Source organism: Streptomyces sp. NPDC046859, assembly GCF_040645135.1.
In the GTDB taxonomy this organism is placed as follows: domain Bacteria; phylum Actinomycetota; class Actinomycetes; order Streptomycetales; family Streptomycetaceae; genus Streptomyces.
Map to the genome: position 1 here is coordinate 92784 of NZ_JBEYXR010000008.1, position 15476 is coordinate 108259.

At 72.6% G+C, this 15476-nt stretch carries 13 protein-coding genes and 1 tRNA gene; 10 read left to right on the plus strand and 4 right to left on the minus strand.

Features of this window, described 5'->3' with window-relative positions; translation table 11 throughout:
• Positions 1-182 precede the first annotated feature (182 nt).
• The 10 genes from ABZ899_RS14495 (at position 183) to ABZ899_RS14540 (ending at position 8822) form a co-directional block, all read left to right on the plus strand.
• Positions 183-446 carry a DUF6284 family protein gene (locus ABZ899_RS14495; RefSeq protein WP_361345407.1) on the plus strand — a complete coding sequence of 88 codons (264 nt, stop codon included), beginning with the start codon at positions 183-185 and terminating at the stop codon, positions 444-446.
• Positions 443-1333 carry a DUF2637 domain-containing protein gene (locus tag ABZ899_RS14500; RefSeq protein WP_361345409.1) on the plus strand — a complete coding sequence of 297 codons (891 nt, stop codon included), beginning with the start codon at positions 443-445 and terminating at the stop codon, positions 1331-1333. The genes ABZ899_RS14495 and ABZ899_RS14500 overlap by 4 nt, the downstream gene beginning before the upstream one ends.
• Entirely contained in the window at positions 1333-1704 is a 372-nt protein-coding gene (locus tag ABZ899_RS14505) for an RRQRL motif-containing zinc-binding protein (RefSeq protein WP_361345411.1), read from the plus strand. The genes ABZ899_RS14500 and ABZ899_RS14505 overlap by 1 nt, the downstream gene beginning before the upstream one ends.
• Positions 1674-2036: a DUF6251 family protein gene (locus ABZ899_RS14510; protein ID WP_361345413.1), complete on the plus strand. Its 363-nt coding sequence runs from the start codon at positions 1674-1676 to the stop codon at positions 2034-2036. The genes ABZ899_RS14505 and ABZ899_RS14510 overlap by 31 nt, the downstream gene beginning before the upstream one ends.
• Before the next feature lie 530 nt (positions 2037-2566).
• The gene (locus ABZ899_RS14515; protein ID WP_361345415.1) at positions 2567-4354 is read left to right on the plus strand and encodes a MarR family transcriptional regulator; all 1788 of its coding nucleotides are present in this window, start codon (positions 2567-2569) and stop codon (positions 4352-4354) included.
• A gap of 95 nt (positions 4355-4449) precedes the next feature.
• Positions 4450-5385: a bifunctional DNA primase/polymerase gene (locus tag ABZ899_RS14520; protein WP_361345417.1), complete on the plus strand. Its 936-nt coding sequence runs from the start codon at positions 4450-4452 to the stop codon at positions 5383-5385.
• Entirely contained in the window at positions 5382-5813 is a 432-nt protein-coding gene (locus tag ABZ899_RS14525) for a hypothetical protein (RefSeq protein WP_361345419.1), read from the plus strand. Before ABZ899_RS14520 ends, ABZ899_RS14525 begins: the two co-directional genes overlap by 4 nt.
• On the plus strand, positions 5810-6973 hold the full coding sequence (locus ABZ899_RS14530; protein ID WP_361345421.1) for a DUF3631 domain-containing protein: 1164 nt from the start codon (positions 5810-5812) through the stop codon (positions 6971-6973). The genes ABZ899_RS14525 and ABZ899_RS14530 overlap by 4 nt, the downstream gene beginning before the upstream one ends.
• Before the next feature lie 172 nt (positions 6974-7145).
• Positions 7146-7349 (plus strand): helix-turn-helix domain-containing protein, encoded by a 204-nt coding sequence (locus ABZ899_RS14535; RefSeq protein WP_361345423.1) that lies wholly within the window; start codon positions 7146-7148, stop codon positions 7347-7349.
• 66 nt (positions 7350-7415) lie between these two features.
• Complete coding sequence (locus ABZ899_RS14540; protein WP_361345425.1) at positions 7416-8822, plus strand: site-specific integrase; 1407 nt, start codon at positions 7416-7418, stop codon at positions 8820-8822.
• Positions 8823-8864: 42 nt separating this feature from the next.
• On the opposite strand, the gene ABZ899_RS14545 is transcribed toward ABZ899_RS14540, so the two are convergent.
• From ABZ899_RS14545 to tmk, 4 genes are all read right to left on the minus strand, one after another.
• A tRNA-Thr gene (locus tag ABZ899_RS14545) sits at positions 8865-8941 on the minus strand.
• 151 nt (positions 8942-9092) lie between these two features.
• A complete protein-coding gene (locus tag ABZ899_RS14550; protein ID WP_361345427.1) occupies positions 9093-10721 on the minus strand; it encodes an alpha/beta hydrolase in 1629 nt (542 codons plus the stop codon).
• A gap of 100 nt (positions 10722-10821) precedes the next feature.
• The gene (locus tag ABZ899_RS14555; RefSeq protein ID WP_361345429.1) at positions 10822-12027 is read right to left on the minus strand and encodes a DNA polymerase III subunit delta'; all 1206 of its coding nucleotides are present in this window, start codon (positions 12025-12027) and stop codon (positions 10822-10824) included.
• Between the two features lie 90 nt (positions 12028-12117).
• Complete coding sequence (gene tmk, locus ABZ899_RS14560; protein ID WP_361345431.1) at positions 12118-15300, minus strand: dTMP kinase; 3183 nt, start codon at positions 15298-15300, stop codon at positions 12118-12120.
• Positions 15301-15476 lie beyond the last annotated feature (176 nt).

The window sequence follows — 15476 nt, forward strand, 5'->3', positions numbered from 1 at the left end:
CGCGTGAGGTACAGCGCAACCCGATCTCCGCAGCGTTGCTGCGGCCGGTTGCCTCCGCCGTTCGTCTCGTACGAGCGGCGCCGAGGGGAGCCGGATTTACCGACTTCAACGGCGTGTGGCCCCGGTGCGGGAACACCGGGGCCACTGTTCGGGCCGTTCCTGTGTGAGAGGAACAAGACCCAATGGACCACATCGTGACTGTTCAGGACTCTGTTACCGCGTTCGAGCCGTGGATGGAGCCCACGGACGCGGAGCTGGACGCCATCGACCGCGAGATGCCTGTCATCCGCGCGGAGATGGAGCTGCTGGACGCGCAGATCGTCGTCATCGACCGCACGCCGTGCGAGCTGGACGAGCGGCGCATCCGCCGGGCCCGCCGGCGCGTGCTCGCCGCGCACCGCGCCCACGTCAACGGCCGTTCCGGTCAGACCGGTGGTGCGGCATGAACCTGCACCGTAAGGGCCGCACTGCCCTCGTGCTCGCGCTGGTCGTTGTGGTGGCGATGGCGTTTCGGGTGTCCTGGAATGCCCTGCGTGACATCGCCGGGGCCATCGGCGCCGACACCACGGCCGCGACGCTCTACCCGTTCGTGGTCGACGGCCTGATGGCCCTGGCCTTGATCGCCACCCTCGTGCTTGCTGGGCGAGACCGGGTGTTCGCGCTGCGGGTGCTGGCCGCCTACACGATTGCCTCGCTCGTGCTGAACTACGTGCACGGCCTGGTCCCGGAGCTCCACGGCCGCACGGTCGACTGGGGCCGACTGGCCGACTGGGGCCCGGCGAACTGGGCGCTCGTCCTGCTCGCCACGTCGCTGCCGGTCGGGTCGATCTACTTCGGCTCCGACCTCGTCGCGAAGGTGCTGCACCACCGCACCGCCCCGATCACACTCCCGACCGCGAATGCGGAGGAATCGACTGGAACCGAGAGGAATCGGTCTAGTTCTGACCTCGCGGTATCGACCCCGGAGCCGATCACGCCGAACGTGATGGCCCTGCCCCGTCCGGTGGCGGTCGGCTTCATCAAGTCGAACATCCCGGCCAAGCCCGTCCCGGCGATCGAGCAGCCGACCCCGGCGCCGATCGAGCGGCATACGGTGGCGGCCGAGTCGACCCGACCGCGCCGTGCTACAGGCCGCGTGCCTGACGTCGCCCGCACCCCGCGTCCGAAGCGCAGCCCGGATGAGCTGCTGGACGAGGCGCGGAAGGCGACGGCCGATTGGCCGGACGCCCGGCTGACCGCCGAGGGCATCCGCCGTGAGGTCCGTACCTCCCCGGCGAACGCCCGCACTCTGCGCGACACCCTGCGTGCCGAGCGCGGTCTTCAGGCGGTGTGATGGGCACGCTGCCGGTCTACCGGTGGCGGCTCGCCCCGGACGGCTACGCCACCCGCCGCCAACTCCGCGCCCTCGGCCTGCGCCCCGGCGGCCAGGACGTGGCGGCACAGCTCGAACGGCCCCGCCGTCGGCGGGGTCCGTTGGTCGCCTACCTCTACCGCGTCGACCGCGCCAAGCCGGTCCGTCCGATGACCCCGGCCCGGTGGGCGGCTCTGGCCAAGGCCAATGCCGCCCGCCGCATCTGCCCCGCCTGCCGCCGCGACGCGGGATGCGTCATCCCGCCGTCGCACGGCATGTGCTCTGCCTGCGCTTTCCCCGACAACGCCCCGGAGGGTGCGTCATGGAACAGCTCCCCGACAAGCGTCCGCTGACCGTCGTTCAGCTCCCCGACGGCAGTCATGTCTACGCCGACCCCACCCATCTGCCCGCACAGACTGCCGGGCCGCAGGTGGTGCACATCCATCAGGCGCCGCCGGACCGCACGGTGCAGCGCGTCGCGCTCGGCTCGGGAGTCGGGGCCGGTGCGGTCGCGGCCGGCGTCTACTTCGGCCCGCTGCTCGTCGGCGCGCTGACCGCCATCGCCGCGAACCTGGCCATGCTCGCGTTCATCGCGCTCGTGCTCGGCTGGGCCGTCGTCACCGTCGTTCGCGCCGTCGGCGACAGCACCAAGAGCCCCGCCCGGCGCGGCCGCAGGGGGCGTTAAGACCTGCCCCGCCCGGTGTGGGTAGCTCAGCGATGTTCCGTGTAGCGCCGCATGAGCTGGTTGCCACCCCATCCACCGGCCACGGCCGCTCCTGCAGCGGCGGCCCAAGTAACCGTCTGCGGGGCCCCCGCTGCCGACAACAAGGCACCCACCACGCCGAATGCGGCCACGGCCCCGGCAACCCACAGCGTGAATCTGAGTCTCTCCGCCGTCCAAGATTCCGGCCTCATCCACTCCCCCTCTCGGTCAGTTCCACTGCATCGCGCCTGCCGTATCCGGCAGGCGCCCCGCAGAGGCCCGCGTACCCCGTGCGGGAGGGGTTTGACCCCCGGAAGGCTGTTCGGCCGCCAGAGACACCGTAGCGACGCAGGGTGACGGAAGTTTCCGTCCTCGCGCGCGCACGCGTAGAGGCCGCCTCGGAAACCAGGAAACCGGAAACACGCTCACTGCGCGTAACACCCGCGTGTGGTGACGGGCCGTCGCAGGGCCCGTCACCACCAACCCACCGATCCCTTGAGAAGAGGACACCCGTGAGTCACGGACAAGTCTGGCGCACCCACCGCCAGTACGCCGCCACCGCCGCCCGATGGACCGCCGACCACTGGCGCAAGGAAGCCGAACGCCGCCGCGCCCTGCGCGCCGAACGCAAGCCGCTCGTGCGCGACGCCCGCCGCGCCCTGGCCACCGCACGCGCCATCGACCCCGAAGGCGTCACCCCCCTGCGCCACCGCGCCGAGCGCGAATTGCGCACCGCCAAGCGGCGCGTGCCCGACCCCATGTGGCTGTTCGCCACCAAGACCGCCACCGCGCTCGGTGCCGCCGGGTACGTGTGGCTGCCGCACGTGTCCGCCCGCGTCTGGGTGTGGTCGGCCGTGGCCGTCGTCGCGGCCGTCACCGCCCTGTCGGTGTGGATCGCGGTGCGCGAGCGCGACACCAGCGGACTCAAGCCCACCGCCGAAGAGAGCGCGTTGCTGAAGCGTCTTCAGCCGCAGCACTGGAAGGAGCACGCTGAACAGCGTGGCCTCGCGGGCACGCTGACCGGCCGGCCGAAGCTGACCGAAGCCGGGATCGTCTGCGCCGTCCGGCTCGACGGCACCTGGACCGCGACCAAGCTCCGCACCGCCGAGGACCACATCCGCAACCTCCTCGGCGCCCGCACGAGCCTGCGCATGCAGATCAAGGCGGGCAAGCAAGGCGGCTGGGCGGAAATCACCTTGCGCACCCGCAGCGCGGCCGACGGCGACGACCTGACGTGGACGCCCGAGCGGCGCTCCCTCGGCATCGACACCGTCACCGGCGAGCAGGTCACCGTGCCGCTCGGGGAGCGGTTGCTGATCGCCGGACGCTCCGGTGCCGGCAAGAGCGTGGCGTCCCGGCCGCTGCTGTTCGACGCGTCCGAGGGGCCGACGAACGCGCTCGTCATCATCGACCTCAAGCGCGTGGAAGGACGGCTGTGGGACCACCGGGCCCGCGTCGCCTCCACCCCGCGCGAAGTCATCGACGTCGTCGACGAGCTGGAGACGGAGATGCTGGAACGGCTCTCCGTCCTGCCCAAGGGACAGGACACCTGGACCCCCACGCCCGACCGGCCCCGCATCACGGTCGTCGTCGACGAGGGCGCCGAGGTCATGACCGCCGCTGACAAGGTCCCCTACGAGACCGAGACGGCCGACGGGAAGACTCGCACGGTCAATCGCTCGGCACTGCCGGGCCTGGAGTCTCTGGCGCGCATGGGCCGGGCGGCGTGCATCGACCTGTGGTGGATGACGCAGAAGCCCACCATCGGCGACGGCATCCCCAAGCAGATCGCCCCGCAGATCGGCGTCTCCATCTGCCTTGCCGTGCGCACGCCGGCCGAAGCCCGCGTGGTCCTCGGGGAGGACGCACAGGCCAAGGGCTGGAACGCCGACGAACTCCCCGTCCCCGGCGTCGCGCTCGTACGGGACGGCAAGCGCAAGCCCGACCCCGTCAAGGTCCGCTACATGGACAAGAGCGTCGTCATCGCTCTGCCCGACCGCACCCCCTGGTCCCGCTCCATCGCACCCACGGTGGAAGCCGCGGGCGCCCCCACCCTCACCCTCGTCAAGGACACCACACCCGAGACGACACCGGCCGTGGACGGCGCCGCCGCCCGCGTCCTCAAGGCCATCGAGACCGCCGACGAACCCGTCCGGCAGAAGGACCTCGTCACGATCACGGGCCTGTCCAAGAGCGCCGTGTCCAAGGCCGTCAAAGCCCTCACCATCGACGGCACTGTGGCCCGCACCATGGACGGCTGCCTGACCGTCGCGCGCGGCGACGACTCCGCCGCCGCCTGAACCACCACCAAAGACGACGGCGGCCCCCATCCGACCAAGAACCGGGGCCGCCGCCTTCCACCAGACCGTCAACAGACCTGTGGAGGTCTCCCAGCATGACCCAAACGACCGACATCCGGCGAGACGGCCACCGGCCGTTAACGCCGGACCTGCTCGCCTCCGCGCTCGCGGCGGCCGAACGCGGCTGGCCCGTCATCCCGCTCCACCCCGGCAGCAAACGCCCCGCCGGGCACCCCGAACGCGCCTGCCCCCGCACCGGACGCTGCACGGGCGGACACCGCAAGCCCGAGCAGCGTGCGACCACCGACCCCGCGCTCATCCACGAAGCGTGGGCCCACCAGCCCTACAACGTCGGAATCGCGACCGGCCCGGCCGGACTGCTCGTCATCGACCTGGACGTGTGCAAGCCCGAAGAGCCGAAAGGAGCGCCTGACGGCGCAACTTCCTTTGCGGCGCTCTGCGAGCGCACCGGACAGACCGTCCCGGCGACCCACCGGGTGCGGACCGCGCGCGGAGGGGAACACCTGTACTTCACCGCCCCGCCCGGCGTGCACCTGAAGAACAGCGCGAACCGGCTCGGACCGCACATCGACACCCGCGCATGGGGCGGCTACGTCGTCGCCCCCGGCAGCACCACCCCCGACGGCACGTACGAGGTCGCCCACGACGCGCCCGTGGCGGAACTACCCGCCTGGCTGACTGCGTTGCTCACCGAGCCGGACAAGCCCGCTCCGCTGCCTGTGCGGGTCCACGACGGCACCCGCGCGGCACGCGTAGCGCTGGAACGCGAGTGCGCCGTTATCGCCTCCGCGACCGAGGGCGGGCCGCACGGCCGCAACGTCACCCTTCACCGCAGCGCCTGCAAGGTGGGGCGCTTTGTGGCGTGGGGCGACATCCCCCGGCACGTGGTGGAGGAGGCAATCCAGGGGGCGGGGGAGGCTACGGGCCTGCCGCCGGCCGAGTGCCGCACCACCATCCGCAGCGCACTGGACTGGGTCATCACCCACGCCACCCCGAGGCAGGCGGCATGACGGCCCCCACTCCCCCCGCCCTGGATTGCCCCACCAACACCCCCACCGACCCGCACGCCGCTCCACAAGCTGTGGACACGGCGACCGTGGGCGAGCCGAAAGGCGCCGCCCGCAAGGGCGTCGTCACTGCTGTTCGTTCTGAGCGGTTCCGGAGCAACGAGGCACGCCACGACGCGGAAGACCCGACGCCCGAGCGGCCCGGCATCCGCATCTACGCCCCACCGGTCTACCGCCACCACTGGGACGGCGCCCGCTGGTCCACACGGCAGGGCGACACCCCCACCGCCGCCTACGCCTGCACCTGCGGGCAGACCGGCACCGCCACCGGGCCGCTCACGGTGGCCGCGCTGGTCGCCGAGTACGCCGCGCACAAGTCCGGCTGCACGGAAGCTTCCCCGACGCCCCTGGAAAGGAGGACCGCCGCATGACGCCCAAGTCCATCGACGGCGCCGCGCTGCTCGACGAGGTGGAAGCCTTCCACCGGCGCTTCAACGTCTTCCCCACCGATGCCGCATACGTCGCGGTCGCGCTGTGGGACGCTCACGCCCACCTGCTCGACTGCTTCGACTCCACCCCGCGCCTGGCCTTTCTGTCCCCCGAACCGGGGTCGGGAAAGTCGAGGGCACTGGAGATCGTGGAAACCCTCGTGCCGCACCCGATGGTCGCGGTCAACGCGTCCGCCGCCGCCCTTTTCCGGGCCGTGTCCGGAGCCGACGGACGGCCCACGATCCTGTTCGACGAGATCGACACCATCTTCGGACCCAAGGCAGGGGACAACGAGGATCTGCGCGGCTTCCTGAACGCCGGACACCGCCGTACCGGCGTCACCTACCGGTGCATTGGCGACGGCGGGAACCAGACCGTGCAAGCCTTCCCCTCGTACTGCGCGGTCGCCGTCGCTGGCCTCGGCTCCCTGCCCGACACGATCCTGACCCGTTCCATCGTCGTGCGCATGCGCCGGCGGGCCCGCAACGAACGCGTGGAACCCTTCCGCGCCCGCATCCACGAGGCTGAGGGCCACAAGCTGCGTGACCGGCTCGCCGAATGGGCCGCACAGGCACGCGGGTTCGTGCTCGGGGCTTGGCCCGACATGCCCGACGGCGTCACCGACCGGCCTGCGGACGTGTGGGAACCGCTGCTGGCTATCGCGGACGCCGTCGGCGGGCAGTGGCCCGAGCGGGCCCGCGACGCGTGCGTGACGCTCGTCAGGGCCGCGCAGACCACCGATAAACACAGCCTCGGCATCCGGCTGTTGACCGACCTGCGCGACCACGTCCTGATCGGCGTGGACAAGCTGCCCACCATCGCCATCCTCGACCGGCTCAACGCCCTCGATGACGCCCCGTGGGCCGACCTCGACGGCAAGCCCCTCGACAACCGGCGCCTGGCCCGGATGCTCGGCGAGTACATGACCGCAGACAACACCCCTGTCCGGTCCCGCAACATCCGCACCGCCGGCGGAGTCCTCAAGGGCTTCCACGCCGAGGACCTGGCGGACGCGTGGGCGCGCTACTGCCCTCCCCCTCCCCAGGACTCCGCTACATCCGCTACACCGCTACAGCCCAGCTCAGAGGCCATGAATCTGTAGCGGCACCGAAGCGTGTAGCGGCTACGCCCGCAACGCCGTAGCGCGTGTGTAGCCGCTACACGCCACCCCTCCGCTACAAAAATACCCCCGCTGACCTGCGATGTAGCGGCGTAGCGGATGTAGCGGACTTCCCAGAAGGGCCCCGAGACGCCTTGCCGAGGAGGCACCCCGGATGAGCACCGCGATTGCCGCCCCTGTCGACCGACTGCTCTACAAGCCCGAAGAGGCCGCCGAAGCGCTCGCCATCGGTCGCTCCACCGTCTACGAGCTGATGGCCGAAGGCACTCTCAAGTACATCAAGTTGGGCCGCACGCGCCGAATTCGGCGGAGCGACCTTGAAGAGTACGTGGCCAACCTCGCGCCGATGCCCAACTGACCCCGAGGAACGTCACCGAGGCGCCCCGAGCACCCCGCTCGGGGCGCCTCCCGCATGGAGGAGCACATGAGCCCCCGCAAGCCCAACATGGAGTCATCCATCTACTTCGGCGGCGACGGTTGGTGGCACGGCCGCGTCACCATGGGCGTGAAGAGCGACGGCAGCCCCGATCGACGCCACCGCCGCGCCAAGACAGAGCCGGAAATCAGGCGCAAGGTGAAGGAGTTGGAGCGCCTACGCGACCAGGGACGCGCGCCCGCGGCGGGACGTAAACCGACCGTCGCCGCGTGGATGGAGACCTACCTCACCGACATCGCGAGCCTGAAGCTCAAGCCCCGCTCGCTCGACGACTACTGGTCCAAGACCCGAAACGACATCATCCCCGGCGTGGGCAAGCACCGGATCGACAAGTTGCAGCCCGAGCACCTGGAGCGGATGTACCGGGCCATGCTCGACGCCGGCCACGCCCCCTCGCACGTCGTGAAGGTACATCGCATCCTGTCCCGAGCCCTGAAGATCGCCCACCGCCGACGCATCGTCGGGGAGAACGTCGCCACGTTGGTGGACCCTCCCAGCATCGACGAGACCGAGGCCAACCCCTTCACCAAAGAGGAGGCCAAAGCCTTCCTGGAGGCTGCGTCCAAGCGGCCCACGTTCATGCGGTGGATCGTCGGTGTCGGCATGGGGTTCCGGCAGGGCGAGACGCTCGGGCTGCGGTGGTCGTACGTCGATCTCGAAGCTGAGTTGTTCCGCCCCGAGTGGCAGCTTCAGCGCCTCACCTGGCGGCACGGCTGCGACGACCCGCACGCCTGCGGAGAACGTCTGCACCGCTTCGAGCCGTGCCCTCCGGACTGCACCACGCACAAGGGCTACAAGCGCGGCTGTCCGAAGCCATGCACCAAGACCTGCACCAAGCACGCGAGCGCCTGTCCTGACCGCAAGGAAGGTGGGCTCACCTTCACCCGGCCCAAGACCAGGAAGAGCCGGAACGCCGTACCGATCCCGCCCGTCTTCGTTCCCTTCCTGCGGGATCACAGGGCGCGGCAGGGCGCGATGCGGGAAGCCGCCGGGGAGCTGTGGCAGGAGCACGATGTGGTGTTCTCCCGGCCCGACGGCCGGCCACTGGACCCACGTGCCGACTACGAGGAGTTCAAGGACCTACTTAACGAGGCCGGGATCGATGACCGGCGTCTGTACGACGGGAGCCGCCACACCGCCGGCACGATCCTGAATGAGCTGGGCGTCGACATGCCCACGATCATGGAGATCCTGCGGCACACGCAGATCAGCCAGACTCGGCGCTACGTCAAGGGACGGTCCCACTTGTCCAAGGACGCCATGCGGCGGATGGGAGAGTTCTTCGTACCTCCCCCGTCCCCTCCGACGCCCCACGATCCGGGCCCCACTGAGACCAGAACTGAGACCGCCGACACCCGTGCGGCCCGCTCGCTACGCCGTCGCCGCATCCGCTGACGCGAAAAGCCCAGCTCAGGAACGTCTGAGCTGGGCTTCGGATGGAGCCGCCTTCGGGATTCGAACCCGAGACCTACGCATTACGAGTGCGTTGCTCTGGCCATCTGAGCTAAGGCGGCGCGCTGCCCGCACTATGGTGCGATCAGCAACGTCGGTAAGTCTACACAGTTTCTGTGGTGCTCCGAACCAGCCCCCGCACCGCCCCGGAGCCCCGCTTCCCGGGCGGGCAGGGGGCGGCACGGGCGCGGGGCCGCCGGCTCCGCGTGGTCGTCAGCAGCGCTTGTCCCGGGCCGGGGGCGTCCCCCGGACGAGGTACCGGTTGATCGTGCGGTCGATGCACGTGCTGCCCCGCCCGTACGCCGTGTGCCCGTCGCCGTCGTAGGTGAGGAGGCGGGCCGAGGAGAGCTGGCGGGCGAGGGCCTGGGACCAGCGGTACGGGGTCGCCGGGTCGCGGGTCGTGCCGACCACGAGGATCGGGGCCGCTCCCCTGGCCTCGATGCGCTGCGGCTGCCCGGTGGGGGCCACCGGCCAGTACGCGCAGTTCAGGGTGGCCCAGGCCAGGCCCTCGCCGAACACCGGGGACGCCTTCTCGAAGGCCGGCAGGGCCTTGCGGACCTCGTCCGGGGTGGAGAAGGCCGAGGGCAGGTCCAGGCAGTTCACGGCGGCGTTGGCGAACATCAGGTTCGTGTACCGGCCGTCGGCGTCCCGCTCGTAGTAGCTGTCGGACAGGGCGAGCAGTCCGGAGCCGTCGTTCTCCTCCATCGCCGAGTTCAGCGCGTCCCGCAGGGTCGGCCAGGCGCCCTCGTCGTACATCGCCGCGATCACGCCCGTGGTGGCCAGGGACTCGCCGAGCTTGCGGCCGTCCGGGTCGCCGGTCGCGACGGGCCGTGCGTCGAGCTTCCTGAAGAACGCCTTGAGGTTGGCGCCCACCTTCTTCGCCTCGTCGCCCAGCGGGCAGTCCGAACGCCGGACGCAGTCCCGGGCGAACGCCCGGAACGCCGTCTCGAAGCCCGCCGTCTGGTCGAGGTTCATCCGACGGGCGGGCAGGGACGGGTCCATCGCGCCGTCCAGGACCATCCGCCCCACCCGGTCGGGGAACAGACCGGCGTACGTCGCCCCGAGGAACGTGCCGTACGAAGCACCCACGTAGGCCAGCTTCTCGTCGCCGAGCACCGCGCGCAGGAGGTCCATGTCGCGCGCCGCCTCGGTGGTCGAGACGTGGCGCAGCAGACCGGGGGCATCCGTCCCGCAGCCCTCCGCGAACCTCTTGTAGGCGTCGACGAGCTCGCCGACCTCCTTCTCGTCGTCCGGCGTGAAGTCCGTCTGCGTGTACCGGTCCATCTGCCGTCCGTCGAGGCATTCGACGGGCTCGCTGCGGGCGACCCCGCGCGGGTCGACGGCCACCATGTCGTAGTGGGCCCGCACGTCGGTCGGGTAGCCGATCCCGGCGTACTGCTGGAGGTAGGCGACGGCCGAGCCGCCCGGTCCGCCCGGGTTCACCATGAGCGATCCGAGCCGTTCGCCGCGGCCCGTCGCCTTCTTGCGCGCCACGGCGAGCCGGGTATGCCCGGCGTCCGGCTCGGCGTAGTCGAGCGGCGCCTTCAGCGTGGCGCACTGGAATCCCGGCACCCCGCAGGCCCGCCAGGTCAGCTTCTGGTCGTAGTACGGCCTCAGTGCCGCCGGTGTCGACCGCGGCAGCGCGGCCAGGGCCGCCCCGGCCGCCGGGTGTCCGGCCGGCTCCGCGGATCCGCCGGAGGAGCAGGCCGGGACGAGCAGCGCGGCGAAGCCGAGCAAGGCACCGAGGGTGCCCGCCCGCCGGGAGCGGCGACGGCGGTCGCGTGCGCCCGGCGCGCTCGGGGCCGGGCCGGGGTGAGCTGAGGTGCTGCGCCAGATGTGCATCTGGCGAGCGTAACTCTATGGAGTCGCGTAAACGCCCTCCGTACATCTCTCCGCTCGTACGTGTTACACGCACCGTCATATGGGGTGCGGCGCCCGGCCGTCAGCCCGCTCTGAGCGCCATCGTCATCGCCTCCACCGCCAGCAGCGGCGCCACATTGCCGTCCAGGGCGGTCCGGCAGGCGGCGATCGCCTCGATCCGGCGGAGCGTGGACTCGGGCGAGCTCTCCCGGGCGAGGCGCTCCAGGGCGTCCTCGACGTCGGTGTTCGCGAGGGCCACCCTGGAGCCGAGCTGGAGGGCGAGGACGTCCCGGTAGAACGCCGTGAGGTCGGTCAGCGCGACGTCCAGGCTGTCGCGCTGCGTCCGCGTACGGCGGCGCTTCTGCTTGTCCTCCAGGTCCTTCATGACACCGGCGGTGCCGCGCGGCATCCTGCCGCCCTGGGTCGCGCCCAGCGCCGCCTTCAGCTCGTCGGTCTCCTTGACGTCGGTCTCCTCCGCGAGCTGCTTGGCGTCCTCGGCGGCGGCGTCCACCAGCTCCTGGGCGGCCTTGAGGCAGGCGCCGATCTCGCCGAGCCGCAGGGGCAGCTTGAGGACGGCGGCCCGGCGCTGCCGCGCGGCCGGGTCCGTGGCCAGCCGGCGGGCGCGGTCGATGTGCCCCTGCGTGGCGCGGGCCGCGGCGGCGGCCACCTCCGGCTCGACGCCTTCGCGCCGGACGAGCATGTCGGCGATGGCGTCGACCGAGGGCGTGCTCAGGTTCAGGTGGCGGCAGCGGGAGCGGATCGTGGGCAGGACGTCCTCGATGGAGGGTGCGCACAGCAGCCACACGGTCCGGGGGGCGGGCTCCTCGACGGCCTTGAGCACGGCGTTGGCGGACTTCTCGTTCAGCCGCTCGGCGTCCTCGACGAGGATGACCTGCCAGCGGCCGTTCGCCGGTGAGGTGAAGGACTTGCGGACGGTGTCCCGCATGTCGTCGGCGAGGATCTGGGCGCCCACGGCGGCGACGGTGGTCACGTCGGCGTGCGTGCCCAGCAGTGCCGTGTGGCAGCCGTCGCAGAACCCGCAACCGGGTGAGCCGCCCAGGGCGCGGTCGGGGCTGACGCACTGGAGGGCGGCGGCGAAGGCCCGCGCCGCCTGGTTCCGGCCCGCTCCGGGCGGGCCGGTGAAGAGCCAGGCGTGCGTCATCTTGGACGCCTCGGGCGGCGGGGCGTGCGTGGCCACGGCCGTGACGAGGGCGTCGGCGTCCCTGGCGGCGGCGTCCAGCTGCTCGCTGATCCGCTCCTGCCCCACCAGGTCGTCCCACACGGTCATGGGCGCCGCCCGCCTTTCGTCACGCTTCGGGTCACCGCGTCCATTGTGCGGGTCGGCACCGACAACCGGGCCGGCCGGGCCCGGCGGGGGTCAGCGCCGCCGGCCCCTGCCCCGGCCGCCGCCGTCCTCGTCGTCGTGCGCGTCCTCGTGCGGGCCCAGCAGCTCGTCCGCGAGGGACGGCAGGTCGTCCAGCGGGGTCTCCTCGGCCCAGTCGGAGCGGGTCCGGCGGCGCGGTGTGCCGGTCTCGTCGACCTGGGGCATCTCGCGCGTGCGCTCCTCCTCGCGGAAGTACCCCGGCGGGACCCGGTCGCCGGGCCCGTCCGCCGGCACCGGCGGCAGGACCGCCGTCTCGTCGGCGGCACCCGGCGGCACGGGCGGCAGCACGGCCGTCTCGTCGGCCGCGCCTCGCGGGACCGGAGGCAGCACCGCCGTCTCGTCGGCCGCGCCGGACGGGTCCGACAGCCGCGGCAGCTTCGAGGTGGACTCCGCAGCGGACTCCTCGGCCGGCGGGCGCTCCTCGTCGCGCACCGGGCGCAGGACAGCCGTCTCGTCGGCCGCCCTGCCCGCCGCCGCCTGCTCCGGGGTCACGACGGGCGTCGGGACGGTCATCGCGACGTCCGGTGCGGCCGGGGCCGCGGGGGCCGTCGGCCGGGGGCCGGCCTGTGCGGCGGCCGCGGCCTGCTCGGCGAGCCGCCGGGCCTCCTCGGCCCGCAGCAGGGCCTCCTCCGCCGCGCGCTGCTTCTCCAGACGCCGTGCCTCGGCCTCGGCGCGGATGCGCGCCTCCTCCTCGGCCTGCTTGCGGCGCCGCTCCTCCTCGGCCTTGCGGCGCGCCTCCTCCTCGGCGCGCGCCTTCTCCTCCGCGAGGAGCCGCTTGCGCTCCTCCTCGGCGCGGCGCTGTGCCTCCTCGGCCCGCTGCCGGGCCTCCTCGGCCTGCCGTTCGGCCTCGCGGCGCTGCGCCTCCTCCAGCTCGCGCCGCTTGCGCTCCTCCTCCTCGGCGCGCAGCCGGGCGAGCTGCTCCTGGCGCTCGCGCTCCAGGCGCTCCTCCTCGGCCTTGCGCGCGGCCTCCTCCTCGGCCTTGCGGCGGGCCTCCTCCTCGGCCTTGCGGCGCGCTTCCTCGCGGGCCTGGATCTCGGCCTCGGAGAGCGGGAGCATCTGGTCGAGCCGGTGCCGGATCACCGTGGTGACCGCCTCGGGCTCCTGGCTGCCGTCCACGACCAGGTAGCGGCCGGGGTCGGCGGCGGCCAGCGTCAGGAAGCCGGAACGCACCCGCGCGTGGAACTCCGCCGGCTCCGACTCCAGCCGGTCCGGCGCCTCGGTGAACCGCTCGCGCGCGGTCTCCGGGGCCACGTCCAGCAGCACGGTCAGATGGGGGGCCAGGCCGTTGGTGGCCCAGCGGTTGATCCGGGCGATCTCCGTCGGCGACAGGTCACGGCCCGCGCCCTGGTAGGCGACCGAGGAGTCGACGTACCGGTCGGAGATCACGACGGCGCCGCGCTCCAGCGCGGGCCGGACGACGGTGTCCACGTGCTCGGCACGGTCCGCCGCGTACAGCAGCGCCTCCGCGCGGTGCGACAAGCCAGCGCTCGACACGTCCAGCAGGATCGAGCGCAGCCGCTTGCCGACGGGCGTGGCCCCGGGCTCGCGGGTGACGACGACCTCGTGGCCCTTGCCCCGGATCCACTCGGCCAGCGCCTCGGCCTGCGTGGACTTCCCGGCGCCGTCGCCGCCCTCCAGGGCGATGAAGAACCCGGCGGTGGCCGGTACCTGCTCGGGGTCGTCCCCGCCGAGGACGGCGTCCCGCAGGTCCTTGCGCAGCGGCACCCCGGACCGGTCGTCGACCTTGGCCAGCACGAGCACGGCGACGGGCAGCAGCAGCGCGCCGACCAGCATCAGCGTGAAGGCGGCCCCGCCGTGCGCGAAGACGAACTTGCCGCTCTCCAGCCGGTGCGGCCCGATGAGCGCGGCCACCAGCGGCGCGAGGAGGGCGCCGAGCGCGACACACAGCCGTGCGACCGCGTGCAGGTGCTCCGTGGTGCGGGCGCGGCGGAACTCCTCGGCCTCCTGGTCGAGGAGGCCGTGGCCGGTGTTGGCGGAGACGCCCGCGCCGAATCCGGCCAGGGCGAGGATCAGCAGCACGGTGGTGACGTCCGGGACCAGGCCTGCGGCGAGCAGGGCGACGCCGGTGAAGGCGACGGCGAGCGCGAGCAGGCGGCGCCGCGACAGGGCCGGCAGCACGGAGGGTGCCGTACGGATGCCGGCGACCACGCCGCCGGTCAGGGCGAGCACCATCAGGCCGTACAGGACGGGGCCGCCGCCCAGGTCCTTGGCGTGCAGGACGGCCACGGCGACGGCGGCGGCCACCGCGGCGGCGACGGCCGCGCACGCCGTCACGAGCAGGGAGATCGCGCCGGTACGGCCCTTGTCGGCATCGGTGCCGGTCTTGGGGCGGCGCAGCCCTTCCAGCGGCGACCGCGCGCGGGGGGTGCGCGTGTCGGGCAGCTCCAGGAAGGTGACGACGGACAGGGACGCGGCGAACAGGCCGGCCGCGACGTACGAGCCGAGCGCCGCCTGGTGCTGCGCGAACCAGTCGATCCCGGCGCCGAGCAGGTTGTTCAGCAGGGACGCGGCGATCAGGGCGACGGCGGCCAGCGGGACCGCGACGAAGGCGGTGCGCAGCGACAGCCGGCGCAACGCGTCGAGGTGGTCCGGCAGCGGCCGTACGGTCGCGCCCTCCGGCGGCGGGGGCGGCAGCAGGGCGGGAGCCGCGCTCTCGCGGGCCACCGTCCAGAACCGCTCGGCGACGCCGGTCACGAAGGCGGTGACCAGCAGGAGCGCCAGCGCGTTGTCCGGGGTCCAGTCGATCCAGAGCGGGGCGACGATCAGCAGGGCGGCGCGCACTCCGTCGGCGCCGACCATGGTCCAGCGCCGGTCGAGCGGGCCGTCCCGGCCGGTCAGCGAGGTCAGCGGGCCGAGGAGCACGGCACCGAAGAGGAGCGTCGCCAGGAGGCGCACACCGAAGACGGTCGCCACTGCGAACGCCGCGCCGCGGTAGCCGCCGCCGAACGACCCTTCGGCGATCGCCGTCTGAAGGGCCAACAGGACCAGCACCAGCAGCGCGAGGAAGTCGCCGACACCGCCGACGAGCTGCGCGCTCCACAGCCGCTTCAGCTGCGGCCGGCGCAGCAGGGCGCGGATGGCACGCTCTCGGGAGTCCGCGACCAGCGCGTCGTCGGGGGCTTCGGGGTGGGCCGTTGGCTGCTCGGCTCGCGTCATGCGTTCAGCCTATCGGCACGCACCGACAGCCCGGCGCGCCCGTCCGAACGTACGCCCGCCCCGACACCAAACTGATGCCGGGGCGTTCGTTTCGCGAACCCGGAACGCGGTACGGACCCCTCGACCCGGCGCCGTGAGCGCCGGATTGCGGCATTGGTCCGGCCCGCGCTCCCGGC

Excerpts from the sequence above, each read along its gene's own strand:
- ABZ899_RS14495 (WP_361345407.1), top strand. The coding sequence starts at position 183 with ATGGACCACATCGTGACTGTTCAGGACTCTGTTACCGCGTTCGAGCCG.
- ABZ899_RS14500 (WP_361345409.1), top strand. The coding sequence starts at position 443 with ATGAACCTGCACCGTAAGGGCCGCACTGCCCTCGTGCTCGCGCTGGTC.
- ABZ899_RS14505 (WP_361345411.1), top strand. The coding sequence starts at position 1,333 with ATGGGCACGCTGCCGGTCTACCGGTGGCGGCTCGCCCCGGACGGCTAC.
- ABZ899_RS14510 (WP_361345413.1), top strand. The coding sequence starts at position 1,674 with ATGGAACAGCTCCCCGACAAGCGTCCGCTGACCGTCGTTCAGCTCCCC.
- ABZ899_RS14520 (WP_361345417.1), top strand. The coding sequence starts at position 4,450 with ATGACCCAAACGACCGACATCCGGCGAGACGGCCACCGGCCGTTAACG.
- ABZ899_RS14525 (WP_361345419.1), top strand. The coding sequence starts at position 5,382 with ATGACGGCCCCCACTCCCCCCGCCCTGGATTGCCCCACCAACACCCCC.
- ABZ899_RS14530 (WP_361345421.1), top strand. The coding sequence starts at position 5,810 with ATGACGCCCAAGTCCATCGACGGCGCCGCGCTGCTCGACGAGGTGGAA.
- ABZ899_RS14535 (WP_361345423.1), top strand. The coding sequence starts at position 7,146 with ATGAGCACCGCGATTGCCGCCCCTGTCGACCGACTGCTCTACAAGCCC.
- ABZ899_RS14540 (WP_361345425.1), top strand. The coding sequence starts at position 7,416 with ATGAGCCCCCGCAAGCCCAACATGGAGTCATCCATCTACTTCGGCGGC.
- ABZ899_RS14550 (WP_361345427.1), bottom strand. The coding sequence starts at position 10,721 with ATGCACATCTGGCGCAGCACCTCAGCTCACCCCGGCCCGGCCCCGAGC.
- ABZ899_RS14555 (WP_361345429.1), bottom strand. The coding sequence starts at position 12,027 with ATGACCGTGTGGGACGACCTGGTGGGGCAGGAGCGGATCAGCGAGCAG.
- tmk (WP_361345431.1), bottom strand. The coding sequence starts at position 15,300 with ATGACGCGAGCCGAGCAGCCAACGGCCCACCCCGAAGCCCCCGACGAC.